This is a genomic window from Nonomuraea sp. NPDC003727, assembly GCF_053586935.1.
This window is the reverse complement of record NZ_JBSFNE010000013.1, coordinates 1-22,553: the sequence shown is the minus strand read 5'-3', so window position 1 is coordinate 22,553 and position 22,553 is coordinate 1. Positions and strand designations below refer to the sequence as shown.

The window sequence follows — 22,553 nt, the reverse complement described above, 5'->3', positions numbered from 1 at the left end:
GTTCTTACACGGGGATAGGGTGATCTGCATGTCTCGACAGGATGGACGTGCCCCTGACCAGCTTCGCCCGGTGAAGATCACCAGGGGGTGGCTCGCGCACGCCGAAGGTTCCGTGCTGGTGGAATTCGGCAACACGCGCGTGCTGTGCGCCGCCTCCGTCCAGGACAGCGTGCCGCGCTGGCGCAGGGGCAGCGGGCAGGGCTGGGTGACCGCCGAGTACGCGATGCTGCCGCGGGCCACCAACACCCGCAACGACCGCGAGTCGGTGAAGGGCAAGATCGGCGGGCGCACCCACGAGATCTCCCGGCTGATCGGCCGCTCGCTGCGCGCGTGCGTCGACTACAAGGCGCTCGGCGAGAACTCCGTCCTGCTCGACTGCGACGTCCTGCAGGCCGACGGCGGCACCCGCACCGCGGCGATCACCGGCGCCTACGTCGCGTTGGCCGACGCGGTGGCGTGGATGCGCGAGAGGAAGATGTGCCCCGGCGACCCGCTCGTCGACTCGGTGGCGGCGGTGTCGGTCGGCGTGGTGAAGTCCACGCCGATGCTCGACCTCTGCTACGTCGAGGACGTCGCCGCCGAGACCGACATGAACGTCGTGATGACGGGCTCCGGGGCGTTCGTCGAGGTCCAGGGCACCGCGGAGGGCGCGCCGTTCGACCGGCGGGCGCTCGACCAGCTGCTCGACCTCGCCGCCACGGGCTGTGAAGAACTGACGCTGCACCAGCAGGAGGCACTGGGCCGATGAGAATCGTGCTGGCGACCCGCAACACCGGCAAGATCGTCGAGCTGCGCCGGATTCTCGACGGGTTCGAGGTCGTGGGCCTCGAGGAGTTCCCCGAGATCGGCGAGGTGGCCGAGACGGGCCTGACGTTCGCCGAGAACGCCCTGCTCAAGGCGCACGCCGTCGCCCAGGGCTCCGGCCTGCCCGCCGTCGCCGACGACTCGGGGCTGTGCGTCGACGCCCTCAACGGCATGCCCGGCGTGTTCTCGGCACGCTGGTCGGGCAAGCACGGCGACGACGACGCCAACCTCGACCTGCTGCTCGCCCAGGTGTCCGACGTGCCCGACGCTCGGCGCACCGGCCGGTTCGTGTGCGCGGCCGCGCTGGCGCTGCCGTCCGGCGAGGAACGAGTCGTCGAGGGCGAGCTGACGGGACGGCTGCTGAGGGAACGGCGGGGGAGCAACGGCTTCGGCTACGACCCGATCTTCGTGCCGGACGGGGAGTCGCGCACGACCGCGCAGATGGACCCGGCCGAGAAGGACGCGATCAGCCACCGCGGCCGCGCCTTCCGCGCCCTCGCCCCGATCGTCGCCGCCGTACTCTCCTGACCACGCATCCGCCCTCCGCGCCGGCCATCCTTCCCGTACGGCAAGCCGGGTCAAGGCCACCGCGGTCACCGCTGACCGCCCGTCCGTCACGCCACTCCAGCGGCGACACGCACCCGCCGTGACGTCGCCTGGTTTCGTCACCGGTACGTAAGATCTCCCGCTCCGGGGCGGGCGTAGCGTTTTCCCGTGGAGAGCGTGGAGAGTGGCAAGGCCGTGCCCGCGTGGGCGGCAGCGGTCGTCGGGCTGGTCGCCGGAGCGGTGGCGCTGGGCGTCGGGTACCTGGTCGCGGCGTTGGTGGGGCCGGGTTCGTTCCCCGTCGTCGCGGTGGGCGACGCGTTGGTGGACCTGGCGCCCGCGCCCGCCAAGGAGTGGGCGATCGCGACGTTCGGGGAGAGCGACAAGACGGTCCTCGTGGCCGGGGTGGTGGTCGTGCTCGCGCTCGTCGCCGCCGCGCTCGGGGTGCTGTCACGGCGGGGTGTGGGCCTCGGTCAGGCGGGTTTCGCGGTGTTCGGGATGGTGGGGCTGCTGGCGGTGCTCACCAGGCCGGGCGCGGGCGCCGCCGACGGGCTCGCGACGGTGGTGGGGGCGCTGGCGGGGTCGTGGGCGTTGACGCTGCTGTTCCGGCACGCCGTGCAGCCCCTTCCGGCCGGACCGGCACCCTCCACCTTCACTCGGTCACCGGCCTCTTCTCCACCGGCCTCCCTTTCGGCAGCTGGGTATCCCGCGGCACCAGCGTCTTCTCCGATCCCGGAATCTCCTCCGGCACCCGGATCTTCTGCAAGCCCGAAATCTTCTCCGGCGCCGGGGTCGTCTGCCACACCGGCGTCTTCTCCTGGACCGGAGTCTGCTCCGGCACCGAGGTCTTCCTCGGCTCCTGGTTCGTCTCCTGGACCGGGGTCTTCCTCGGCTCCTGGTTCGTCTCCTGGACCGGCGTCTTCCCTGACCCCCGGATCTGCCTCGACACCCGCCTCTTCTCTTGCGCCGGCGTCTTCTTCGATCCCCAGCTCTTCTGCGGCCAGTCAGGCAGGAGAGCCGCTACCCGCCCTTGACCGGCGGCGGTTCGTGCTCGGCGTGGCTGGTGGGATCGCCGTCGCGGGGGCGGCCGCGGTCGCGGGGCAGGTCCTGTCCGGCCGCCGGGTGGGTGACACGGCCAGGGTCGGCGTGGCGCTGCCGAGACCCGCCACGCCCGCCGGGCCGCTGCCCCGCGGGGCCGACTTCAGGATCGGCGGGCTGTCGCCGTTCGTCACGCCGAACAGGGACTTCTACCGTGTCGACACCGCCATCATCGTCCCCCAGGTGAACCCGAACACCTGGACGCTGCGCATCCACGGCATGGTGGACCGGCCGATCGAGCTCACGTTCGACGACCTGCTCAGGCGACCGCTGACCGAGGCCGACATCACGCTCACCTGCGTGTCCAACGAGGTCGGCGGGCAGTACGTGGGCAACGCCCGGTGGCTGGGAGTGCGGATGGCGGACGTCCTGCGCGCGGCGGGCATCCAGCGCGACGCCGACATGCTGCTGTCCACGTCGGCGGACGGGTTCACCTGTGGCACGCCGGTGGACGTCGTGCTGGACGGCAGGGACGCGCTGTTCGCCGTCGCGATGAACGGGGAGGTGCTGCCCGTCGACCACGGCTTCCCGGTCAGGCAGGTGGTGCCGGGGCTCTACGGGTACGTGTCGGCCACCAAGTGGGTGGTCGACATCAAGGTGACACGGTTCGACGTCGACGAGGCGTACTGGACGCCGCGCGGGTGGGCGGCCAAGGCGCCGATCAAGACCCAGTCGCGGATCGACGTGCCCAAGCCCGGCGCGAGGCTGAGGCGCGGCCGTACGACGATCGCGGGGGTGGCGTGGGCGCAGCACACCGGCGTCGCGGCCGTGGAGGTGCGGATCGACGGAGGCGCCTGGCAGCGGGCCAGACTGGCGGAGGTGCCGGGGCCGGACACCTGGCGGCAGTGGGCCCTGGACTGGGACGCGACGGCGGGCGGCCACACGATCGAGGTGCGGGCGACAGACGCGGCGGGCCGTACCCAGACCGGACGGCAGGCGTCGGTGGCGCCCGACGGGGCGACCGGCTGGCACACCATCTCGGTCCGGGTCGACTGACCGACCCTGTTGTCCGATGGGTCGGCTGACCGGCTTTGGTCGTTCCTGTGAGGGGTCGGCTGACCGGGTCACGCTAGGGGTTGGCTGGCCGGTTCTGGTCGTTCCTGTGAGGGGGGTTGGCTGACCGGGTCATGTGAGGGGTCGGCTGGCCGGTTCTGGTCGTTCCTGTGAGGGGGGTTGGCTGGCCGGTTCCGGTCGCCGCATGATCGATGTTGCCCGGCCGGGAGCGGCCAGGCCGCCCGCAACCGCCGGACACCGTATGGCTTCCGAGACCCAGCAAGATCGACCACCGGGTCGCCGCCATGGGAGCTCGTGCTAATCCGGCTCCAAGGCATAGCGGAGGTAGAAGTCCGGCTTGGCCAAGAAGCGTCGCCAGTGGTCCACCACGTCGAGTTTCTCCCAGGTGGCGGTGACGATGCCGTGGTCACCGAGTTCGGTGATCTGCGCTCCGGGCAGGCTCGCGAGGATCGGTGAATGAGTGGCGCAGATGATCTGGCCGCCGTCTTGGGCTACTCGGTGCATGAGCCCGACCAGTCGCACGCATGAGTGGAACGACAGAGCGGCCTCGGGTTCGTCCATCAGGTACAGCCCCGGTCCCGACACCATGCGCTCGAGCACGGTGAAGAACCCCTCGCCGTGGGATTGCTCCGTCAGGTCCTCTTCCCAGAACCCGTATCTGCCGGAGACGTTGCGCCCGAGGTTGAAGAGGGTTTCCGCCCTGAAGAAGAACGCCCGCCGCTTGAGCCGGGGGCCGTGCAGCAGACGCCATCCCAGAGTGGTCAGCTCGGCATCGAGAACCTCACCCAAGGGAGTGGCCGGGCCCGTGCTGGCGTACTTCGTGCCGGCCTTGCCGCCTTCGGAGTTGATGCCGCACGCATCAGCGATGGCTTCGACGATCGTGGACTTACCCGAGCCGTTCTCCCCGACCAGGAAGGTGACGGGCGCCGTAAGCCTCAGACCATGCTCGGCCAGGTAGCGGACCGGAGCCAGTGTCGCGGGCCAGCCCGAAGGCAGGCTGCGGGCTGTCAGCCGGGTCAGCAACACTCCAGCGCCCTCCTGTGCCTTGATCAGTCGAGCGGCGTGGGCACGCACCGGGCCGACGAGCCTCGGACAGTCGCCGCATCGGGCCGACCGATCGAGGATATGCGCGGCGGCCGACAACCGCGCCGGATCATCGCGGGATTGCGGAGTGCTCGCCGTCCAAGTGTTCAGTCGGTCTCCAGCCAAATCGGCGGAACCTCGTGACGGTGAGCGATCCTCCCCCTACGATCAGTCGTCGATGACGGAAGGAGGCGGCGAGATGTTTCGCGAGAGCCTTCCCGAGGGCCGCTACGACCCGCTGATCGCCGACGGGGTCCGGTGGCGCGACTACGAGCGGGCGGCCGCCGACGTGCCGGAGCCCGTCGCGCAGGATCCCGACTGGTTCGACCTGCCGCACCGCCCGCCGCGGCTGGCCGAGTGCCGGCCGTACGGCGTGCCGGGCGGGCTGGCCCGCGCCGACCCGCAGGCCGAGTCCGACCTGGCGCAGGCGCTGCCGCCGGGCACCAGGTTCGCCGACCCGCGCGGCACGTGGGTGCGGCTGGTCAACGGCATGGGCGCCGCGGAGGACCCGTTCAGGGCGGGTAACGCGGCCGACTGCGCGCTCGCGGTGGTGTCCAGCTGGCACGGCGAGCCGGTGGTCGCGGCGCCGAGGCAGCCCGAGTACGACACGGTGGGCCGCCCCCTGCTCATGGGCGAGTCGGGCGGCACGGCCAGGATCGAACGCTGGATGGGGCAGCGGCTGGAGTTCGTGGGCGAGGGCAGACCGGCCTACCCGGTGATCGCCGGGCGGCTGGCGGAGGCGGGCCACGGCGCGTCGGCGGTCATCGTGGTGCGCTGGCCCGGCGGCGGCTCCCACGCGTGGAACGCCGTCAACGCCGACGGCGAGGTGATCTGGATCGACGCGCAGCGCGGGCACATGGCGGTCGAGCCGCCCTACGAGACGGTGACCGGCGTGTTCTGCGCGATCGTCGACCGGCGGGGTGAGCAGGGGTGAACCTGGACCAGGCGCGCGCGGTGGCGGAGGAGTACTTCAACGGCGGCCGGTCCGAGCCGCTGGAGCTGGGCCTCTACGCCTTCGGCGAGGGCTATGTGGTGTGGGTCAAGGCGTCCGAGCCCGACGACCCGTCGGTGCTGCCCGAGACGGTCGGCGGCGGGTGCATCGTGATCGACAGGCGCACCGGCGAGGTGGCGATCAGGCCGTTGCTCGACCCCGAGACGGTCGCCGAGCAGTGGCCGGGCCGCCACCCGCGCTGACCCCCGGCGCCGGCGGCCGGCGGCCACCGCCGGCCGTACCCGCCGGTGGGCCGGGGCCGCCGCCGGCGAGGTGTCAGCCGCCGGCCAGCGACGACACGATCGACGCGCGGGCCGCCTTGCGCGCCGGCAGCACGGCCGCGAGCACGCCCGCCAGCCCCGACAGCGCCACGAACAGCGCGATCTGCCCGAACGGCACCGACAGTGTCGCGCCCTCCAGCATGGTCCTGACGGCCGCCCAGCCGAAGGCGATGCCGAGCGTCACCCCGACCAGCGCCCCGATCAGGCCGAGCACCAGTGCCTCGACCGACAGCATCCGGCGCAGCTGCGGTCTGGTCAGGCCGAGCGCCCGCAGCAGCGCCGACTCGCGGGTGCGTTCGTGGACCGACAGCGACAGCGTGTTGGCGATGCCGAGCAGCGAGATGAGGATCGCCAGCCCGAGCAGTCCGGTGACGATCATCAGCGTCATGTCGAGCGCGTCGTCGTACTCCCCGCGCACGTCGGTCGAGCTGATCACCTGCACGGTGGGATAGTCGGCGGTGGCCGCCTCGACCAGGTCGCGCGTCCGGTCGGGATCGACGCCGTCCTTGATCTTGAGGTAGAGCTTGGAGTCGGCGCTCTTGCCGAAGTACTGGTCGTAGGAGTCCGCGGCGAGGGTGACGGCGGGCAGCAGGCTCTCGTCGTCGATCAACTGGCCGACCTTGAGCGTCACCGTGCCCTCGCGTTCGGTGGTGAGCTGGAGGGGAGAGCCCTTCCTGAGCCCCCACTCCTTGGCGAGACTCCCGGAGAGGGCGACCTCCCCGGGGCCGAGCGGCTGCAGCTTGGCGGGGCCCGCGAACGTGCCGACCACGCTGTCGTTCTTGCCCACCTTCGCGGTCGTGTCGCGGATCTGCAGGACGGAGTCGAACTCGGGCCTGGCCCGCAGCGTCTCGGCGACCGAGCGGGGGATCGCCGCCTCGCGCTCCTGGGTGGAGACCAGGTAGTCGGCGGGGAACTGCGAGTCGAGCTTGGCCGCCATCGTCACCCTGGTCGAGGCGGTCATCACCGAGATGACAGTCATCAGCGTCACGCCGATGGTCAGCGCGATCGTGGTGGTGGCCGCCCGCTTGGGGTTGCGGCCCGAGTTGTCGACGGCCAGCCGTCCCGGCACGCCGAAGAGCACCTTGGGTATCTGGCCGACCAGCCTGCTCAGCGGCCTGACCAGCACGGGACCCAGGACGAGGACCCCCAGGAAGATCAGCGAGCAGCCGCCCATCGCGACGAACAGCGAGACCTGCTCCCCGGGCGCCATGAACACCGCGGCGCCGGTCGCGCCCGCCCCCGCCAGCAGGAGGAGCGCCGCGACGACCACACGGACCACGCCCGCGCGGAAGGTCTGCTCCTCGCTCTGGCTGCGCAGCGCCGCGATCGGCGCGACGCCGGTGGCCGAGCGGGCCGGCAGCAGGGCCGCGCCCACGGTCACCACGAGGCCCACCGCGAGCCCGATGCCGATCGTCATGGGGGCCAGCGACGGGCCGAGCCCGGTGGGCAGCGGCGCGTCCATGCCGCGCAGCACGGCCATCGCGCCCGCGCCCAGGCCGTAGCCGACGGCCAGGCCGAGCACGGAGGAGACCAGGCCGACCGCCACCGACTCCAGCAGCACCGAGCCGAACACCTGGCCGCGCGTCGCGCCGATGCAGCGCAGCAGCGCCATCTCCCGCGTCCGCTGCGCGACCAGGATGTTGAAGGTGTTGTAGATGACCAGAGCGGCCACCATCATCGCGATCAGTCCGAAGATCAGCAGGCCGAGCTTGATGAACTCGATCTGCACGCCGTTGCGCTTCGCCATCGCCGCGGCCAGCTCGTAGCCGGTCGCGACTTCGTAGTCCTGGCCGACGGCCGCCGTGACGGCCTTCTTGAGCGCGGCGGGGTCGTCACCGGTCAGGTCGATCTCTCGAAAGCCCTTCTCACCCGTCATGCGCTGGGCGGTCTCGGTGGTGAAGCCGATCGCGCCGGTGTAGCCGAGCTCCTGGTCCAGGCCGACGTCGAACAGGCCGACGAGCTTGAAGGACTGCTTGGCGCCCTTGCGGTCGAGCGCCGTGACCGTGTCGCCGACCTTGAACCCCTGCTTGCGCGCGGTGTTCTCGTCGACGACCGCCTGGTCGGCGCCAGCGGGGGCGGTGCCGTCCGTGATCGTGGTCCGGTCGGTGACCGAGATCGCGGTGGTCGGCAGGTCCCCGATCGTCTTGCCGTTCCTGCCCAGCAGCGGGGCGTTGCCGCGCACCTGGCCCTGGGCGTCGGTCACGCCGTCCAGGTCGCGCAGCCGGTCGAGGAGCGGCCCGGGGAGCGACTTCTCCGGCTTCGGCAGGACGGCGACCGCCACCTTCTCGGCGTCCGACGTCACCTTCTGCGCGAACCCGGCCTCGATGGTGTCGGTGAGAACGAACGTGCCCGCGATGAAGCCCACGCCCAGGGTGATCGCCAGCGAGGTGAGCAGCAGGCGCAGCCTGTGCGCCCGCAGGCTTGCGAGGGTCGTCTTGATCACTTGGCTTCCAGCCTCATCAGCGTGTCGAGAACCGACTGGGGCGTGGGCTGGGCCAGTTCGCTGACCAGCTGGCCGTCGCGCAGGAAGACGACACGGTCGGCGTAGGAGGCGGCGACGGGGTCGTGGGTGACCATCACGATGGTCTGGTTGAGCTCGCGGACACTGGTGCGCAGGAACGACAGCACCTCGGCGCCGCTGCGCGAGTCGAGGTTGCCCGTCGGCTCGTCGGCGAAGATCACCTGCGGTTTGCTGATCAGTGCCCTCGCGACGGCGACGCGCTGCTGCTGGCCGCCGGACAGCTCGGTCGGCCGGTGGCCGAGCCTGTCCTTCAGGCCGACGGTCTCGATGACCCGGTCGAACAGCACGGTGTCGGCCTGGCGTCCGGCGATCTCCAGCGGCAGCCGGATGTTCTCCTCGGCGGTCAGCGTCGGCAGCAGGTTGAACGCCTGGAAGATGAAGCCGATCCGGTCCCTGCGCAGCAGGGTGAGCTGCTTGTCGCCGAGCCCGGTCAGCTCGACGTCACCGATGTGGACGTGGCCGCCGGTGACCGTGTCGAGCCCGGCCAGGCAGTGCATCAACGTCGACTTGCCCGAGCCCGACGGGCCCATGATCGCGGTGAAGGCGCCGGTGGCGAAGGAGACGTCCACGCCGCGCAGCGCGTGGACCCGCGTGTCGCCCTCCCCGTAGGTCTTGGTCAGTCCGGTGGCCACCACGGCGGGCCGTAGAGATATCTGTGTCGCTGTCACGCACAAGACGCTATGGGCGGAACAACCGCATTCCCTGGGACCCGAGGAGGGACTTCCCGTCACACCTGAGATGACCCGTATCAGCCTTTCGGCCGATCCGGGATGCGCGGTGCGAGCCGGTCGGGGCTCCGCTCCGGCGACCGGTCGGACGGCACGATCAGCCCCGCCTCGTAGGCGTAGACCACGACCTGCGCCCGGTCGCGCACCCCCAGCTTGGCCAGCACCCTGCCCAGGTGCGTCTTCACCGTCGCCTCCGCCAGCGCCAGCCGCTCGGCGATCTCGGTGTTGGACAGGCCGCGCGCCACCAGCATCATGACCTCGTGCTCCCTGGCCGTCAGCAGGCTGCCGTCGGGCAGCCGCTCGGCGGTCAGCTGCCCGGCGAACCTGTCGAGCAGCCGGCGGGTGGCGCTGGGCGCCATCACCGCGTCGCCGTTGTGCACCGAGCGGATCGCGCTGACCAGGTCGGACGGCGGCACGTCCTTCAGCAGGAAGCCGGAGGCGCCCGCCTTGATCGCCGAGTAGGCGTACTCGTCCAGGTCGAACGTGGTCAGGATGAGCACCTTCGGGCCGTCGATCAGCCTGGTCGCCTCGACGCCGTCCATCCTCGGCATGCGCACGTCCATGAGGACGACGTCGACCTGGACCTCCTTCAGCAGCTCCAGCGCCGAGACGCCGTCGCCGGCCTCGGCCACCACCTCGATATCGGGCTGGGCGCCGAGCACCATCCGGAAACCGGCGCGCAGCAGCTCCTGGTCGTCGACCAGCATGACCCGGATCATGCGGCCACCGGCAGCCTGGCCAGCACCTCGAAGCCGCCGCCCGGCCGGGGGGCGGCCTGGACGGCTCCGCCGTACATGGAGACCCGCTCCCGCATGCCGAGCAGGCCGTGGCCGCCCACGCCGCGTGGAGCGGCGGCGCCCCTGCCGTTGTCGGTGATACGGACCACGAGTTCGCCCCTGCCGTACTCCATCTCCACCGTGGCCCTCGCGCCGGGTCCGCCGTGCTTGAGGGTGTTGGTCAGCGCCTCCTGGACCAGCCGGTAGATCGCCAGCTGCTCGCCCTCCGGCAGGTCCTGCGGGGTGCCGCTCACGCGCAGGTCCACCGGCAGGCCGGAGCCGCGCACCAGCTCCTCCAGCTGGGCCAGACCGGGCTGCGGGGTGTAGTCGGCGGCCTCGCCCGCCGGGTCGGCGGCGTTCTCGCGCAGCACGCCCACCAGGCGCCGCATCTCCGCCAGCGCCTCGCGACCGGTCTTCGAGATCGCGTGGACGGCCTGCCTGGCCTGCTCGGGATCGGTGTCGATGGCGTAGCTCGCCCCGTCGGCCTGCACGATGATCACGCTGACGTTGTGCGCGACCACGTCGTGCAGTTCCCTGGCGATCCTGGCCCGCTCGGCCGCCGCCGCCATCCTGGCCTGCTGGTCGCGTTCGCGTTCGGCCCGCTCGGCCCGCTCCTCCAGACCCTCCAGGTAGCGGCGGCGCGTGTTGGCGTAGATGCCGGTCAGCCAGATCATGACCACGAAGAACGAGCAGCTCAGGAACATGCCGAGGCTGACGGTGTCCCACTGGGACAGGGCCAGGAAGATGCCGAGCTCGGAGACCAGGCCCGCCGCCAGCGCCCACTTGAACGTGCACTGGCTGGCCATGGCGTACATCGCGACCAGCACCGCGCTGTTGGCGGGGAAGGCTGGGACCTCGGTCAGCCACTGCGCGAAGCTGATCAGCGCGACGAGGGCGAACACGGTGCGGGGATGGCTGTTGCGCCAGAACAGCGGCACCACGAGCGTCGCCGTCAGGACCAGGTAACCCACCAGGTCGATCGGTGGACGGACCGTGGGCTGGGTGTAGGAGACCGCCAGGGCGGCGCACAGCGCGATGAGGGGGGTGACCCACAGGACGTCCGTGAGCATGCGGCGATGCTGCGACCAGGCTCGAATCTTGCCGAACACTCCATCACTGTACGTATCGCCACGGGGCCGCCCTTCCGTCTGGAGTCGGAGGCTGATGTACGACCCTGGTCGCATGCCGGATTTACGCGGTATTTATGGGGCATCCGGCATTGTCATCGGTGGGAGCGCCCTCTGGGCGAGTAAAGGGAGATCGTGATGGCGGATCATGATCGCGCCGCAGGGCCGCGCGGTGAAGAGGAAGCACCGCGCGGCCCGGACCCCGAGAGCGCCCCACCACCCGCTTCCGGCGCGTCGCAGGCAGGACCACCGCCTCCGCCGTCCCCGCCGCCTCCGCCGCGGGAGACCTTCGCCGGGTTCGTCCGGCAGAAGCACGCCCAGATCATCGGCGCCGGGCTCATCGGCCTGTTGGCCGGCGGCGTTCTCGGCGGCGCCGCCGTGGCGATCCTGTTCCGCGTCGCCGACCACGGCGACCGTCCCCGGACGGCCCGCTGGGAAGACCATGGCAGGCACCGCTTCGGCGGGCCCGAAAGCTACCGGTTGGACGGCCCGGAAGGGCACCGCTTAGGCGGCCCCGAGGTGTATCGCTGGGGTGGCCCCGAAGGGTACCGGGGGGAGCCGCCCGCCGAGTGCTGGTTCACCCCGCGCGGCCGGACCTGCACCTACCCGTACGCCCGCCCGCCGCTGCCGTCGCCCATGCCGACCACCTCCGTCACCGTGGTGCCGCCGCCGACCGTTGTGCCCACGGTCAAGCCCACGCCTACCGGCTGACCGGCTACCCGCACGCCCCGAGCGTTGTGCCCACGGTCAAGCTCACGCCTACCGGCTGACCGGCTACCCGCACGCCCCGAGCGGACGGCCCTTCGCGTCGAGGTCGACGCCGATGGGCGCGTCCTCGCCCGGGACGCGCGCCTCGACCCTGGTCGACCCGACCCACCGGAGGTCCTCCCTCTCGAGATCGAGGTCGGGACAGGACAGCGACCACTCGCGGCTGAGCAGGCCGGCGTCCTCGCGGATGCTGAGCGTCATCGTGGTCTCGAAGATGCCGTGCTGCTCCCGCACGATCAGGATGAGCGGGCCCGGCCCCTTCACCGCGGCCACCTCGACGGAGTCGAAGATCGACCAGCGCAGCCCGTAGGCCGACCAGCCGAGCATCCCGGCGATCGTCGCGATCACGACGACTGCCCTGGCCCACGGTGTCGGCCTGACCAGCTCGCGCACGCCCAGCCCGCCGAGGACCAGGGCGGTCAGGCCGAACAGCAGCGGGTGGTCGAGCGTGTCGTTGAGCAGGACGAGCTCGGTGGTGACGGTCCTGGTGACGACGACCGTGGCGGCCAGGACGAAGGCGGGGGCCAGGTACAGGAGCGCCAGGAGGGGCCTTCGGGGCATATGGGGGATTATGCCGGTTCTTCTGCTGGAGTACGCGGGATGGGCGGGCGGTCACCGGCTACCCCGGTGGCCGCCCGCCCGCTTGCCGTACAGCCACCGGCTACCCGGTCGCCGCCGGCCCGCTTGCCGTACGGACGCGCTCGCCTAGGAACGGATCAGACGGGCTGCCAGAGAGCCGGCACGTTGGGCGGCTCCCAGCCCGGCAGCGAGGTGTGGGCGATCCGGCAGCGGTACCGGACGCCCTGGTAGCTGACCACGTCACCCACCGCGTACGGCGTCCACGCCGCCCACGTGGTCTCCCCGCCGCCGCCGACCGTCAGCGTGAAGCGGGCCGAGTGGTCGGCGGCGGTGCCGTCGGCGTTGACGGTGATCGGGTACGCCCCCGGCGCCGTACCCGAGGCCGTGGCGATCGTCAGCGTCGCCGTCTGGCCCGAGGTGATGGTCCGCGGGTCGACGGTGACGGTGACCCCGCTGGGCACGTCGGCCGCCGACAGCGTGACGCTCTGCGGATTGCCCGAGGTGACCTGGGTGGACAGCGTGGCCGTGGCCGTCTGCCCCGGCTGCACGGTGGCCGACGACGGGTTCAGCGTCACCGTGTAGTCGTCGGCCGCGCCGCCGCCGACGGCCAGCTTCCACAGCACGTAGGCCGCGGCGTCGGCGTTGCGGTCGAGCGCCGTGGTGCTGACGTTGGCCGGGTAGGTGTCGCACGCGGAGTGGTAGCAGCGGTCGAACGCCTGCCCGGCGGTGCCGCCCCACTTGGCCGCCTGGGCCGTCGTCTTGACCGCCTCGGCGCCGGTGAAGACCCCGCCGACCCTGACGCCCGCGTCCTTGAACGGGGCGTGGTCGCTGCGCCCGTCGCCCGCGGTCTCGATCTCGGTCTGGACGCCGATGCCCGCGTAGTAGTCGTTGAACAGCCGCTGCAGCTGCGCGTCGTCGTCGTAGACGAAGTAGCCCGGGTTGGGCGAGCCGGTCATGTCGAAGTTCAGGTAGGCCTCGATGCCGGACACGCCGCTGGTCTGCACGTAGTACTGCGAGCCGCGCAGCCCCAGCTCCTCGGCGCCCCACCAGGCGAAGCGCACGTGCTTGGTCAGGGTGGGGTTACGGCCGGCCAGCGTGAGGGCCAGCTCCAGCAGCGAGGAGGAGCCGGTGCCGTTGTCGTTGACGCCGGGCCCCGCGGAGACGCTGTCGAGGTGGCTGCCCAGCATGACCACCTGGCCGGCCGGGCCGCCGGGCCAGTCGGCGATCAGGTTCTGGTGGGTCCTGCCGCCGTAGGTGAAGTTCTGCACCTGGGTGGCGTATCCGGCCGCGTCGAGCTTGCCCCTGATGTAGGTGAGCGCCGAGGTGTAGCCGGTGCTCGGCGAGGGGCGCGGGCCGATGCTCTGCAGCTGGCTCAGGTGCGCGGTGAGGTTGGCCACCGGGATGTCGGGCGTGCCGGGGCCGGGCGGCGTGCCGACGGTCAGCGTGAAGGCCGCCTGCCTGTCGACGTCCGTGCCGTCGGCCATGACGGTGACGGAGTGGGCGCCGACCGGGGTGCCCGACGAGGTGGACAGGGTCAGCGTGGAGGTCTGCCCCGCCGTGATGGTGGCGGGGGAGAAGGCCGCCGTCACGCCGGACGGCAGCGTGCCGGTGCCCAGGGTGATCGACTGGGCGGTGCCGATCGCGGTCGTCCGCACGGTCGTGGTCGCCTGCTGGCCCGGCTGGACCGTGCGCGAGGCGGGGTCGAGCGCCACGGTGAAGTCGCTGCCCTGCTGGCAGGTCGGCTCGCCCGCCTGCGCCGGCACGCTGACGCCGGACCAGGCCTCCTTGACGACGTTGAACTCCACACAGCTGCCCGGGTACAGGGTCTTGGCCGCGTTGAGCGTGGCGACGCGGGCCTTGGCGTGGGTCCACGGGAGCGTCTTGGTGTTCAGCGCGCTCATGAAGATCTCACCGGCCTTGCGGATGCCGATACCGGTGATCGCCGGGCCGTTGTCGCACCGCGAGCTGGCCGGCTTGCCCTGCGGGTTGGTGCCCTCCGCCACCAGGTAGAACCAGTGGTTCTGCGGCCCCGCGCCCGCGTGCACCTCGGGGGCGGGCAGCCGGAAGCAGTTGGGGTCGCCGAGCGCCGACGGGTTGTACATGTTGCGGATCGGCCCCGAGCCGCTCAGGTTGACCTCCTCGCCCACCAGGTAGTCGGGCGGGTCGAGGGTGGCGGGCTCGTTGACGTAGTGCTCGGTCAGCGCGCCGAAGATGTCGCCGGTCGACTCGTTCAGGCCGCCCGTCTCGTTGCCGCTGCCGGGGCCGCCGGGGGTGGTGTGGAAGATGCCGTGGCCGTACTCGTGGCCGACCACGTCCATCGCGGTGAGCTGCTGCGTGCCCGCGGAGTTGCGGCCGAAGCTGGTGTAGGAGCCCGTCCAGTAGGCGTTCACCTCGGCCAGGCCGACTCGCGCGGGGAAGCCGCCGCCGCGGCCGTCGATGCCGTCGCGGCTGAGCCAGTCGCGCAGCATGTCCCATTCCTTCTGGACCGCGAACAGCGTGTCGACGCAAGCGGTCTCCAGGTTGGTGCCGGTGCCGTTGCCCCAGGTGTCGTCGGTGCCGGTGTAGGCCTGGCCGTTCTGGCCGCCGCACTGGAGGCCGCGCCGGGTCGGGTCGACCATCGAGTACGACGGCGAGGTGGCGATCTGGACGGGGTTGCCGTTGTAGTAGCTGTTGCCGGTGCCCGCGCGCACCTCGTCCCACTCGTCGACGATCTGGCCGGACGACGCGTCGACGTAGACGTGCAGCTTGCTGGGCGCCTTGGCGGTCTTCCCCTCGACGACCACCTCCCAGGCCAGCCGGGGCCGCTCGCCGGCGGCGTGGATCGCGAGGGTGGGGGTGCCGACGCCGGAGACCGTGGGCACCCGCTTGCGGGCGGCGAGCGCGGCCTGCTCGGCGGTCACGGTGGGGGTGGCGGGAGCGGCCGCTTCGGCGCGCTGGCCCGTGGTCACCTGGTGGACGACCTGGCCCGATTCGTCGGTGACGATGACGACGTCGCCGCCGTAGACGGGCAGGCCCGCGTGCGTGCGGGCGTAGGTCAGGTACTGCTGTCCGCGCACGCCGCCGACCGAGGAGACGAGCGCGAACTCGTCGTCGGCGGTGGCGAACAGGGCCTCGGAGTGGGCCAGGAGGGCGCTCTGGGCGGCCGACGCGGCGGTGCGGCGTTCGGCGGGGGTGGGCGGGTCCGCCGCCGCGGTCGTGGTCACGACCAGTGCCAGCGCGAGCATGGCGGCAGCACCCAGCCGGAGGGTGGGTTTCACTCTCGTGCTCCTTGGGGGTGTCGGGCGAGGAGTCGTCCCAAGTTGACCGCGAGAGTAAAAGGCTTAGTAAGCCAACATTTTCCTATAATTTGACGTTATATGCGGCCGTGGCGCTTCAGCCAGGCCTGATACACGGGCGCCCGCCGGGCCTCGCTCCAGTACGTCTTGGTCACCGTCTGCACCAGATCGCCGGCCAGCGCCGCCAGCGGGCCCTTCTCGTGCCACCCGAGCAGGTGGCGGAAGCGCAGCGGGGCACCGCGCAGCGGCCTGATCACGATGCCGTCCCTGGCGGGCGCGGTGGCCTGGAACAGCCCGACGCACCTGCCCTCGCCGATCAGGTCGAGCGCCACCTCCAGGTTCACCGCGAAGGTGACGCGCTGCGTGAAGCCGTGCTCGGCGCAGGTCGCCGCCATGTGCTCGCGCGGCCCCGACTCCAGTAGCGACGGCTGCGCCCAGTCCTCCTGCGCGAGGTCGCCCAGCTCCACCTCCTCCGCGCCCGCGAGAGGATGCCGGGAGGACAGGCCGACGAACAGCGGCTCGGTGGCGATCACCGCGTAGCGGGTGCCCCGCGGCGGGACGAGCTCGTGTCCCGGGTAGTCGTCGAGCGTGGCCAGCTCGATCCGCTCGCTCTCGAGCAGTCCCGGCAACGGGTCCAGGGTGGCCTCGGTGCGCAGGCTGATCTCCGCTCCCGGAAGCAGCCCGTCCAGGCTGCGCGCCAGGTAGATGGCCAGCCGGGTCGGGGCGCACCCCACCCTGATGCGCAGCGGGCCGCCCGGCGGCGAGGCGTAGCGGGCGGCGTCACGCTGGAGCTCGTCGAAGGCCGGGAGCAGGGACCGTGACCGCGTCAGCAACCACTCGCCCCGCGGGGTCGGCCGGACGCCGTCGTGCGAGCGGTCGAACAGCGGCCCGCCCACCATCCGCTCGATCCTGCGCAGCTGGGCGGCGATGCCGGGTTGCGACATGCCCATGGTCGCGGCGGCCTTCGAGATGCTTCCCGTGTCCGCGATGGCGCACAGCACCCTCAGGTGACGAACCTCAAGGTCCACACCGCGAGCTTAAAAGTAAAGAAGCTTTCCAGTAAGGCCCAATCGGGTCAGCGGCGGACGTGGACGCGGACGATCGCGCCCATGTCGTCGACACCCACGTCGCGGCGCACCCTGCCGACGACCTCGCGGTTCAGCTTGGTCACCACGGCGCCCACGTCGGCGAGGGCGGGGCAGGTCACCGCGATCCGCAGCCGGTCCTGGCCCACGACCCGCACCGCCGTACGGCTGATGCCGTCCACGTCCTTCAGGCCCACGCACAGCAGCGCCGTCCCCGTGCCCGAGCGGTTGCCGAGCCTGCCCCAGCCGAGCGCGATGAGCAGCCACCGCAAGGCCAGCAGGGCGGCGAAGACCAGCACGAGCGCGAGCAGCCACGAGACCCACGCATGCGCGGCGACGTAGCCGGCGACGTCGTCCTCCAGGACCCTGGCGTTCCTGCGGGTCCCGAGCTCGCCTCCACCCCGCAGGTAGGCGTAGCCGCCCAGGCCGAGCAGGACACCACCGACGACACCGAGCCCGATCCTGTTGCCGCCGTACTGCCGCATCACAGCCCCTTCCGGCGCAGCCGTACCACGACCTCGCCCGCGCACATCGCGCCGAGCCCGTTCAGCCGCTCGCCGACGGCGGCCCCGGTCCTGCGCAGCATCTCGCCCGTGCGCTCGGCGTCGGAGACGACCGTGACCTCGATCTGCCGGCGGCGCAGCCGTACCCGCACGCTGCGCACCCCGTCGACGTCCTCGGCGACGGCCCTGAGCGTCCTGCGCAGGCCCGACCTGGTGATGCCCATGACGATCCGCGGGTCGGCGGTCTCCAGCGGCACCAGCCTGGACCGGCCCGGCACCAGGGCGAGCCCCAGCAGCACCAGGCCGGTGCCGGCCACGCCGACCGCGCCCAGCATCAGCTCCGGGTCCGACCATGCGGTGCGGGCGGCCAGGGCGAGCACCTGGTCGACGGGCAGCAGGCCGAGCCCGCCGCCCAACAGCCCGGCGAGGACCTCGGCGGCGAGCAGCGTCAGCCCGGCCGACGTCGTGAAGGCCACCGCGACACCGGCGGGGGTTCGTGCCGGTCTGAGCACCCTGGACGCCCTGCGGCGGGGCGTCTCGTGCTCGCTCGGAGCGGCTCCACCAGGCAGGCGGTCCTGGAGTGTTGTCATCACACCGACAGAGGTACAGGGGGCCGCCGCGCCACAAAGCCCTTCCCCGCCGCCGGTTTGCCGGATCTTTGCCGGCGAACATCGGTATTACCCTGCTTCTATGGACGACCGCCAGCGCTACGACAGGGCCACCGCCGCGTTCGAGCCGCCCTTCGCCATCCTCGATCTGGAGGCGTTGCGGGCCAACGCGGCGGGCCTGGTCCGCAGAGCCGGCGGCAAGCCGATCAGGGTGGCGAGCAAGTCGGTCCGCTCGCGTCCCGTCCTCGAACGCATCCTCGCCATGGACGGCTTCAGCGGCGTCATGGCCTTCACCCTGCCCGAGGCGCTGTGGCTGGTCGAGCAGGGGTTCAGCGACGTGCTGGTCGCCTATCCCACCGCCGACAGGACGGCGCTGGCGGCGCTGGCCGCCACCGAGCGGGCCGTGAGGGAGATCACGCTCATGGTCGACTCCGCCGAGCACCTCGACTTCATCGAGTCGGCGGTGCCGGCAGGCGGCCCGGTCCTGCGGCTCTGCCTCGACATCGACGCCGGATACGTCGCCCTCGGCGGGCGCTTCCGCGCCGGCGCCCTGCGCTCCCCGGTCCGCGAACCCGCCCACGCCGCCGACCTGGCCGCCGAGATCGCCAAGCGGCCGGCCTTCCGCCTGGTCGGCCTCATGGCCTACGAGGCACAGATCGCGGGCGTCGGCGACGACCCGCCCGGCAACGCGGCCTTCGCCCGCGCCATCAGGCTGATGCAGGCCCGCTCGGCCCGCGAGCTGATCGTACGGCGCGGCCGCATCGTCAACGCCGTCAGGCAGGTCGCCGACCTCGAGTTCGTCAACGGCGGCGGCACCGGCAGCGTCGACCGCACGGTCAGGGAGAAGGCCGTCACCGAGTGCGCGGCCGGCTCGGGCTTCTTCCACCCCAGGCTCTTCGACTTCTACCGGGGCTTCAGCGGCCGTCCCGCCGCGCTGTTCGCCCTTCCGGTCGTCCGGCGTCCAGGGCTCGGCGTGGTGACCGTGCTCGGCGGCGGCTACCTGGCCTCAGGGGCGCCGGGGCCGTCGCGGCTGCCCCAGCCGTACCTGCCGCCGGGGCTGCGCTACTCCTCCGACGAGGGCGCGGGCGAGGTGCAGACCCCGCTGCTCGGCCAGCCCGCCGAGGACCTGCGCGTCGGCGACAGGGTGTGGTTCCGCCACGCCAAGTCGGGCGAGCTGTGCGAGCGGTTCGCGAGCCTGCTGCTGGTCGAGGGCGACAAGGTCGTCGAGGAGGTCCCGACCTACCGGGGTGAGGGCAGGACCTTCCTCTGACCCGCCACCCTCTGACCCGCACCCTCCGGCTCGGCGCCCGCGAGGCTCGGCGTCCGCGAGGGTGCGTGGCGCCCGTCCTTCGGCCCCTCGCGGGGCGCCCGGCGGGCCGGTGACGCCTGCCCGTCAGCGCCTGCGGCGCCGGCGCCACAGGACGATCGCCGCGCCCACGACCAGCACCGCGCCCACGGCGATCAGCGCCGAGCCGACAGGCCGCTCGTCCTCCCACAGGTCCCCGGCGTCGTCGTCGTAGCGCACCGGCCGCGGCGTCACCCCCACGAGATCGCCGACCGACGCCACGAAGTGCTCGGCCCTCGACTTGACCTCGTCCATGCTGCGCTGGGCCACCCGCTTGGGGCTCACCCGGTCGGCGATGGCGTCAACGGTCCGCGCGAGCTCGGCGCGCGTCCGGGTGATCCTGCGCTCCAGCTCTTCAGGGTCGGTCTCGGCCATGGCTCTCCTTTCTCAGGGTGATCAGTCTGTCAGGTCGCGCCGCCGTACCGCACGGCGGGCGAAACGTGTCCCTTCGATTGGGGTTAGGTTGAGCCCGTGACCGAAACCAAGCTCCAGCCAGGAGACGCCGCTCCGGACTTCACGCTCCCCGCGGCCGACGGCGGCGCCGTCTCCCTCGACGCCTACCGCGGCAAGCGCGTCATCCTGTACTTCTACCCCGCCGCCATGACGCCCGGATGCACCAAGCAGGCGTGCGACTTCCGCGACAACCTCGGTCAGCTGACCGACGAGGGTTTCGTCGTTCTCGGCGTCTCCAAGGACAAGACCGACAAGCTGGTGAAGTTCGTCGAGCGCGACGCGCTGACCTTCCCGCTGCTGTCCGACGTCGACCTGGAGATCCACAAGGCCTACGGCGCGTACGGCGCCAAGAAGCTGTACGGCAAGGAGGTCGTCGGCGTGATCCGCTCGACCTTCGTCATCGGCCCCGACGGGAAGATCGAGCAGGCGCTCTACAACGTGAAGGCGACGGGCCACGTGGCCGGCCTGAAGAAGAAGCTCGGCCTGGTCTGAGGTTTGCGATCAAGTCCGCGGGCTTGATCGCAAACGAGTATCTCGGCCCCGGCCCGGGCGCTAAGCTGATGGCGGTTGCGCGGGCGTGGCGAAATCGGCATACGCGGCAGGTTTAGGTCCTGTTGGTGGTGACACTGTGGGGGTTCGAGTCCCCCCGCCCGCACCTTTCCCTTGATGGCCGGATCCGTACTAGTCTTGCCTACGGACACCGATGAACCCACGCGGGAGAGCGTCCTGGCACCCGGCCAGGACCCCTGAAGGAGCAAGCACTCCCCGCGAACCTCTCAAGGCAAAGGACCGCGCGGGCAAGGTGACCTCTGGAAAGCAGGCCTGCGGGGCCTCGCCGAAGGTGAAAGTCCGGCAAAACCGGGTGAAGCTCTCAGGCACCGATGACAGAGGGGGAGGATCCTGGCATCCAACCCATCCTGAGGTGCGAACAATGTCCCGACCGACACCGCTACGAGACGTACACGAGAGCCTCGGCGCGACGCTGACCGACTTCGCCGGCTGGTTGATGCCGCTGCGCTACGGGAGCGAGTCCGCCGAGCACAAGGCCGTACGCGAGCGGGCCGGGCTGTTCGACCTGTCCCACATGGGGGAGATCTTCGTGACCGGCCCGCAGGCCGGCGAGGCGCTCGACTACGCGCTGGTCGGCCACCTGTCCGTGCTCGCGCCCGGCCGCGCCCGCTACACGATGATCGTCAACGAGCAGGGCGGGGTCCTCGACGACCTCATCGTCTACCGCCTGGCCGACGACGAGTACATGGTCGTCGCCAACGCCTCCAACTACCCCATGGTCGCCGAGCGCCTCACCGAGCGCGCCGAGGGCTTCGACGCGGTCGTCGACGACCGCTCCGACCAGTACGCGCTCATCGCGATCCAGGGCCCGCGCGCCCAGGAGATCCTCGCCACGCTCACCGACGCCGACCTCGCGGGCCTGAAGTACTACGCCGGCCTGCCCGGCACGGTCGCCGGCGCCGAGGCGCTCATCGCCCGCACCGGCTACACCGGCGAGGACGGCTTCGAACTCTTCGTCGCCAACGCCGACGCCGTCGCGCTGTGGCACGCGCTGGCCAAGGCGGGCGAGCCGTACGAGATCATGCCCGCCGGCCTGTCCAGCCGTGACACGCTCCGCCTCGAGGCCGGCATGCCGCTGTACGGCAACGAGCTCGGCGTCTCGCTCACGCCCTTCGACGCCGGCCTCGGCCGCGTGGTGAAGTTCGACAAGCCCGGCGACTTCGTCGGCAGGGCCGCGCTCGAACAGGTCAAGGACGTCCCGCCGCGCCGCCGCCTCGTCGGCCTGGTCGCGACGGGTCGCAGGGTCCCTCGCCATGGGTTCCCTGTCACCAGTGACGGGGCCGTCGTGGGCGAGGTGACCAGCGGCGCGCCGTCGCAGACCCTCGGCAAGCCCATCGCGATGGCGTACGTGGACACTGGGATAGAAGAAGGTCTGGCCGTTGACATCCGGGGCAGCCAAGAGGGCGTGGACCTGGTTGAGCTGCCTTTCTACAGGAGGAACAAGTGAGCAGCATTCCCGACGATCTGAGCTACACCAAGGAGCACGAGTGGGTCGCCGGACTCGACGACGGCCTGACCCTGACGGTGGGCATCACGGCCTATGCCGCCGAGGCGCTGGGCGACGTGGTCTATGTGCAGCTGCCCGAGGTCGGTGCGACGTTCGAGGCCGGTGACTCGATCGGCGAGGTCGAGTCGACCAAGTCCGTGAGCGAGATCTACGCCCCTGTCTCCGGCGAGGTCGTCGAGGTCAACCAGGCCGTCGTGGACAAGCCCGACCTGGTCAACAGCGAGCCGTACGGCGAGGGCTGGATGTTCAGGGTGCGCGTGTCCGGCGACCCCGAGGACCTGCTGAGCGCGGAGGAGTACACCGCGCTCACGTCAGGCGACAACTGACACACCCGCCGGGGTCCGTCCGGGCCCCGGCATTCACCCCCCGAGAGTTGGGATGCATCAATGGCGATCAGCGTCTTCGACCTCTTCAAGATCGGTATCGGGCCGTCGAGCTCGCACACCGGCGGGCCGATGGCGGCCGCGCACCGCTTCGCCCGGGGGCTGCGCGCCGACGGGCTGCTGGAGCGGGTGGAGCGGGTGCGGGTGGTGCTGTACGGCTCGCTCGGGCTGACCGGTAAGGGGCACGGCAGCGACAAGGCGGTGCTGCTGGGGCTGTCGGGGGACAAGCCGGAGCTGGTCGATGTCGACCGGGTCGACGAGCGGCTGGCCGAGATGCGCGCCTCGGGGCGGATCCGGGTGTTCGGCGAGCGGGAGATCCCGTTCGTGGTGGGCGAGGACCTGGTGTTCGAGCGGAAGATCTCGTTGCCGGAGCATCCGAACGGGATGCGGTTCACCGCGTTGGACGGCACCGGGCAGGTGGTGCGGGAGAAGGTGTACTTCTCGGTGGGCGGCGGGTTCGTGGTCGATGAGTCGGCGACGGGGGCCGGTCGGATCAAGCCGGATGACACGG

The 22,553-nt window shown here is 71.5% G+C and carries 24 protein-coding genes, 1 tRNA gene and 2 riboswitches; of the genes, 12 read left to right on the top strand and 13 right to left on the bottom strand.

Going from position 1 to position 22,553, the window contains the following annotated elements; all coding sequences use genetic code 11:
• Positions 1–28 precede the first annotated feature (28 nt).
• Together rph and rdgB are read left to right on the top strand one after the other, a co-directional pair.
• Positions 29–748: a ribonuclease PH gene (rph, locus tag ACWDLG_RS30565; RefSeq protein WP_354917413.1), complete on the top strand. Its 720-nt coding sequence runs from the start codon at positions 29–31 to the stop codon at positions 746–748.
• Positions 745–1,332 (top strand): RdgB/HAM1 family non-canonical purine NTP pyrophosphatase, encoded by a 588-nt coding sequence (gene rdgB, locus ACWDLG_RS30560; RefSeq protein WP_354917416.1) that lies wholly within the window; start codon positions 745–747, stop codon positions 1,330–1,332. Before rph ends, rdgB begins: the two co-directional genes overlap by 4 nt.
• Before the next feature lie 488 nt (positions 1,333–1,820).
• Here the strand turns inward: rdgB and ACWDLG_RS30555 are convergent, their stop codons facing one another.
• Positions 1,821–2,003, bottom strand: a complete 183-nt coding sequence (locus ACWDLG_RS30555) for a hypothetical protein (protein ID WP_449926507.1) — start codon at positions 2,001–2,003, stop codon at positions 1,821–1,823.
• A complete protein-coding gene (locus ACWDLG_RS30550; protein WP_449926504.1) occupies positions 2,000–2,296 on the bottom strand; it encodes a hypothetical protein in 297 nt (98 codons plus the stop codon). The genes ACWDLG_RS30555 and ACWDLG_RS30550 overlap by 4 nt, the downstream gene beginning before the upstream one ends.
• Positions 2,297–2,403: 107 nt before the next feature.
• Here ACWDLG_RS30550 and ACWDLG_RS30545 point away from each other — a divergent pair, with 107 nt between their 5' ends.
• Positions 2,404–3,441, top strand: a complete 1,038-nt coding sequence (locus tag ACWDLG_RS30545) for a molybdopterin-dependent oxidoreductase (RefSeq protein ID WP_449926502.1) — start codon at positions 2,404–2,406, stop codon at positions 3,439–3,441.
• 315 nt (positions 3,442–3,756) lie between these two features.
• Here ACWDLG_RS30545 and ACWDLG_RS30540 read toward each other — a convergent pair whose 3' ends face one another.
• Positions 3,757–4,485: an AAA family ATPase gene (locus tag ACWDLG_RS30540; protein WP_449926499.1), complete on the bottom strand. Its 729-nt coding sequence runs from the start codon at positions 4,483–4,485 to the stop codon at positions 3,757–3,759.
• Positions 4,486–4,741: 256 nt separating this feature from the next.
• Between ACWDLG_RS30540 and ACWDLG_RS30535 the strand changes: the two genes are divergently transcribed.
• Together ACWDLG_RS30535 and ACWDLG_RS30530 are read left to right on the top strand one after the other, a co-directional pair.
• The gene (locus tag ACWDLG_RS30535) at positions 4,742–5,476 is read left to right on the top strand and encodes a toxin glutamine deamidase domain-containing protein (protein WP_449926496.1); all 735 of its coding nucleotides are present in this window, start codon (positions 4,742–4,744) and stop codon (positions 5,474–5,476) included.
• Positions 5,473–5,736 (top strand): hypothetical protein, encoded by a 264-nt coding sequence (locus ACWDLG_RS30530; protein ID WP_354917428.1) that lies wholly within the window; start codon positions 5,473–5,475, stop codon positions 5,734–5,736. The genes ACWDLG_RS30535 and ACWDLG_RS30530 overlap by 4 nt, the downstream gene beginning before the upstream one ends.
• Before the next feature lie 73 nt (positions 5,737–5,809).
• Here the strand turns inward: ACWDLG_RS30530 and ACWDLG_RS30525 are convergent, their stop codons facing one another.
• The 4 genes from ACWDLG_RS30525 to ACWDLG_RS30510 form a co-directional block, all read right to left on the bottom strand.
• The gene (locus ACWDLG_RS30525; protein ID WP_449926492.1) at positions 5,810–8,257 is read right to left on the bottom strand and encodes an ABC transporter permease; all 2,448 of its coding nucleotides are present in this window, start codon (positions 8,255–8,257) and stop codon (positions 5,810–5,812) included.
• Complete coding sequence (locus tag ACWDLG_RS30520) at positions 8,254–9,003, bottom strand: ABC transporter ATP-binding protein (protein WP_354917434.1); 750 nt, start codon at positions 9,001–9,003, stop codon at positions 8,254–8,256. The genes ACWDLG_RS30525 and ACWDLG_RS30520 overlap by 4 nt, the downstream gene beginning before the upstream one ends.
• An 80-nt stretch (positions 9,004–9,083) precedes the next feature.
• Positions 9,084–9,782 carry a response regulator gene (locus ACWDLG_RS30515; RefSeq protein ID WP_449926489.1) on the bottom strand — a complete coding sequence of 233 codons (699 nt, stop codon included), beginning with the start codon at positions 9,780–9,782 and terminating at the stop codon, positions 9,084–9,086.
• Complete coding sequence (locus ACWDLG_RS30510) at positions 9,779–11,023, bottom strand: sensor histidine kinase (RefSeq protein ID WP_449926486.1); 1,245 nt, start codon at positions 11,021–11,023, stop codon at positions 9,779–9,781. Before ACWDLG_RS30510 ends, ACWDLG_RS30515 begins: the two co-directional genes overlap by 4 nt.
• Before the next feature lie 81 nt (positions 11,024–11,104).
• Between ACWDLG_RS30510 and ACWDLG_RS30505 the strand changes: the two genes are divergently transcribed.
• Positions 11,105–11,677, top strand: coding sequence for a hypothetical protein (locus ACWDLG_RS30505; protein ID WP_449926482.1), 573 nt, complete (start codon positions 11,105–11,107; stop codon positions 11,675–11,677).
• A 63-nt stretch (positions 11,678–11,740) separates the two neighbouring features.
• On the opposite strand, the gene ACWDLG_RS30500 is transcribed toward ACWDLG_RS30505, so the two are convergent.
• From ACWDLG_RS30500 to ACWDLG_RS30480, 5 genes are all read right to left on the bottom strand, one after another.
• The gene (locus tag ACWDLG_RS30500; RefSeq protein ID WP_449926479.1) at positions 11,741–12,295 is read right to left on the bottom strand and encodes a hypothetical protein; all 555 of its coding nucleotides are present in this window, start codon (positions 12,293–12,295) and stop codon (positions 11,741–11,743) included.
• 155 nt (positions 12,296–12,450) lie between these two features.
• Entirely contained in the window at positions 12,451–15,570 is a 3,120-nt protein-coding gene (locus ACWDLG_RS30495) for a M28 family peptidase (protein WP_449926476.1), read from the bottom strand.
• Positions 15,571–15,665: 95 nt separating this feature from the next.
• Entirely contained in the window at positions 15,666–16,616 is a 951-nt protein-coding gene (locus ACWDLG_RS30490; protein ID WP_449926473.1) for a LysR family transcriptional regulator, read from the bottom strand.
• A gap of 47 nt (positions 16,617–16,663) precedes the next feature.
• Positions 16,664–17,158, bottom strand: coding sequence for a hypothetical protein (locus tag ACWDLG_RS30485; RefSeq protein ID WP_449926470.1), 495 nt, complete (start codon positions 17,156–17,158; stop codon positions 16,664–16,666).
• Positions 17,158–17,766 (bottom strand): DUF6286 domain-containing protein, encoded by a 609-nt coding sequence (locus ACWDLG_RS30480; RefSeq protein WP_449926467.1) that lies wholly within the window; start codon positions 17,764–17,766, stop codon positions 17,158–17,160. The genes ACWDLG_RS30485 and ACWDLG_RS30480 overlap by 1 nt, the downstream gene beginning before the upstream one ends.
• A gap of 100 nt (positions 17,767–17,866) precedes the next feature.
• Between ACWDLG_RS30480 and ACWDLG_RS30475 the strand changes: the two genes are divergently transcribed.
• Positions 17,867–19,054, top strand: coding sequence for an amino acid deaminase/aldolase (locus ACWDLG_RS30475; protein WP_354917458.1), 1,188 nt, complete (start codon positions 17,867–17,869; stop codon positions 19,052–19,054).
• Positions 19,055–19,177: 123 nt separating this feature from the next.
• Here the strand turns inward: ACWDLG_RS30475 and ACWDLG_RS30470 are convergent, their stop codons facing one another.
• Positions 19,178–19,504 carry a DUF3618 domain-containing protein gene (locus ACWDLG_RS30470; protein WP_354917461.1) on the bottom strand — a complete coding sequence of 109 codons (327 nt, stop codon included), beginning with the start codon at positions 19,502–19,504 and terminating at the stop codon, positions 19,178–19,180.
• A 96-nt stretch (positions 19,505–19,600) separates the two neighbouring features.
• On the opposite strand from ACWDLG_RS30470, the gene bcp reads away from it, so the two are divergent.
• The 5 genes from bcp to ACWDLG_RS30445 form a co-directional block, all read left to right on the top strand.
• The gene (bcp, locus tag ACWDLG_RS30465) at positions 19,601–20,074 is read left to right on the top strand and encodes a thioredoxin-dependent thiol peroxidase (protein WP_449926462.1); all 474 of its coding nucleotides are present in this window, start codon (positions 19,601–19,603) and stop codon (positions 20,072–20,074) included.
• 79 nt (positions 20,075–20,153) lie between these two features.
• Positions 20,154–20,237: transfer RNA gene (locus tag ACWDLG_RS30460), tRNA-Leu, on the top strand.
• Between the two features lie 49 nt (positions 20,238–20,286).
• Positions 20,287–20,384, top strand: a riboswitch (glycine riboswitch).
• A riboswitch (glycine riboswitch) is annotated at positions 20,385–20,480 on the top strand.
• 33 nt (positions 20,481–20,513) lie between these two features.
• The gene (gene gcvT, locus ACWDLG_RS30455) at positions 20,514–21,599 is read left to right on the top strand and encodes a glycine cleavage system aminomethyltransferase GcvT (protein ID WP_354917467.1); all 1,086 of its coding nucleotides are present in this window, start codon (positions 20,514–20,516) and stop codon (positions 21,597–21,599) included.
• Positions 21,596–21,985: a glycine cleavage system protein GcvH gene (gene gcvH / locus ACWDLG_RS30450; RefSeq protein WP_449926459.1), complete on the top strand. Its 390-nt coding sequence runs from the start codon at positions 21,596–21,598 to the stop codon at positions 21,983–21,985. The genes gcvT and gcvH overlap by 4 nt, the downstream gene beginning before the upstream one ends.
• 60 nt (positions 21,986–22,045) lie before the next feature.
• On the top strand, positions 22,046–22,553 hold a 508-nt coding region (locus ACWDLG_RS30445), incomplete at its 3' end, for a serine dehydratase beta chain (protein ID WP_449926456.1).

Bases quoted from the DNA above. Each gene is read 5' to 3' on its own strand.
- rph (WP_354917413.1), top strand. From the start codon at position 29: ATGTCTCGACAGGATGGACGTGCCCCTGACCAGCTTCGCCCGGTGAAG.
- rdgB (WP_354917416.1), top strand. From the start codon at position 745: ATGAGAATCGTGCTGGCGACCCGCAACACCGGCAAGATCGTCGAGCTG.
- ACWDLG_RS30535 (WP_449926496.1), top strand. From the start codon at position 4,742: ATGTTTCGCGAGAGCCTTCCCGAGGGCCGCTACGACCCGCTGATCGCC.
- ACWDLG_RS30515 (WP_449926489.1), bottom strand. From the start codon at position 9,782: ATGATCCGGGTCATGCTGGTCGACGACCAGGAGCTGCTGCGCGCCGGT.
- ACWDLG_RS30510 (WP_449926486.1), bottom strand. From the start codon at position 11,023: ATGCGACCAGGGTCGTACATCAGCCTCCGACTCCAGACGGAAGGGCGG.
- ACWDLG_RS30505 (WP_449926482.1), top strand. From the start codon at position 11,105: ATGGCGGATCATGATCGCGCCGCAGGGCCGCGCGGTGAAGAGGAAGCA.
- ACWDLG_RS30500 (WP_449926479.1), bottom strand. From the start codon at position 12,295: ATGCCCCGAAGGCCCCTCCTGGCGCTCCTGTACCTGGCCCCCGCCTTC.
- ACWDLG_RS30485 (WP_449926470.1), bottom strand. From the start codon at position 17,158: ATGCGGCAGTACGGCGGCAACAGGATCGGGCTCGGTGTCGTCGGTGGT.
- ACWDLG_RS30480 (WP_449926467.1), bottom strand. From the start codon at position 17,766: ATGACAACACTCCAGGACCGCCTGCCTGGTGGAGCCGCTCCGAGCGAG.
- ACWDLG_RS30475 (WP_354917458.1), top strand. From the start codon at position 17,867: ATGGACGACCGCCAGCGCTACGACAGGGCCACCGCCGCGTTCGAGCCG.
- ACWDLG_RS30470 (WP_354917461.1), bottom strand. From the start codon at position 19,504: ATGGCCGAGACCGACCCTGAAGAGCTGGAGCGCAGGATCACCCGGACG.
- gcvT (WP_354917467.1), top strand. From the start codon at position 20,514: ATGTCCCGACCGACACCGCTACGAGACGTACACGAGAGCCTCGGCGCG.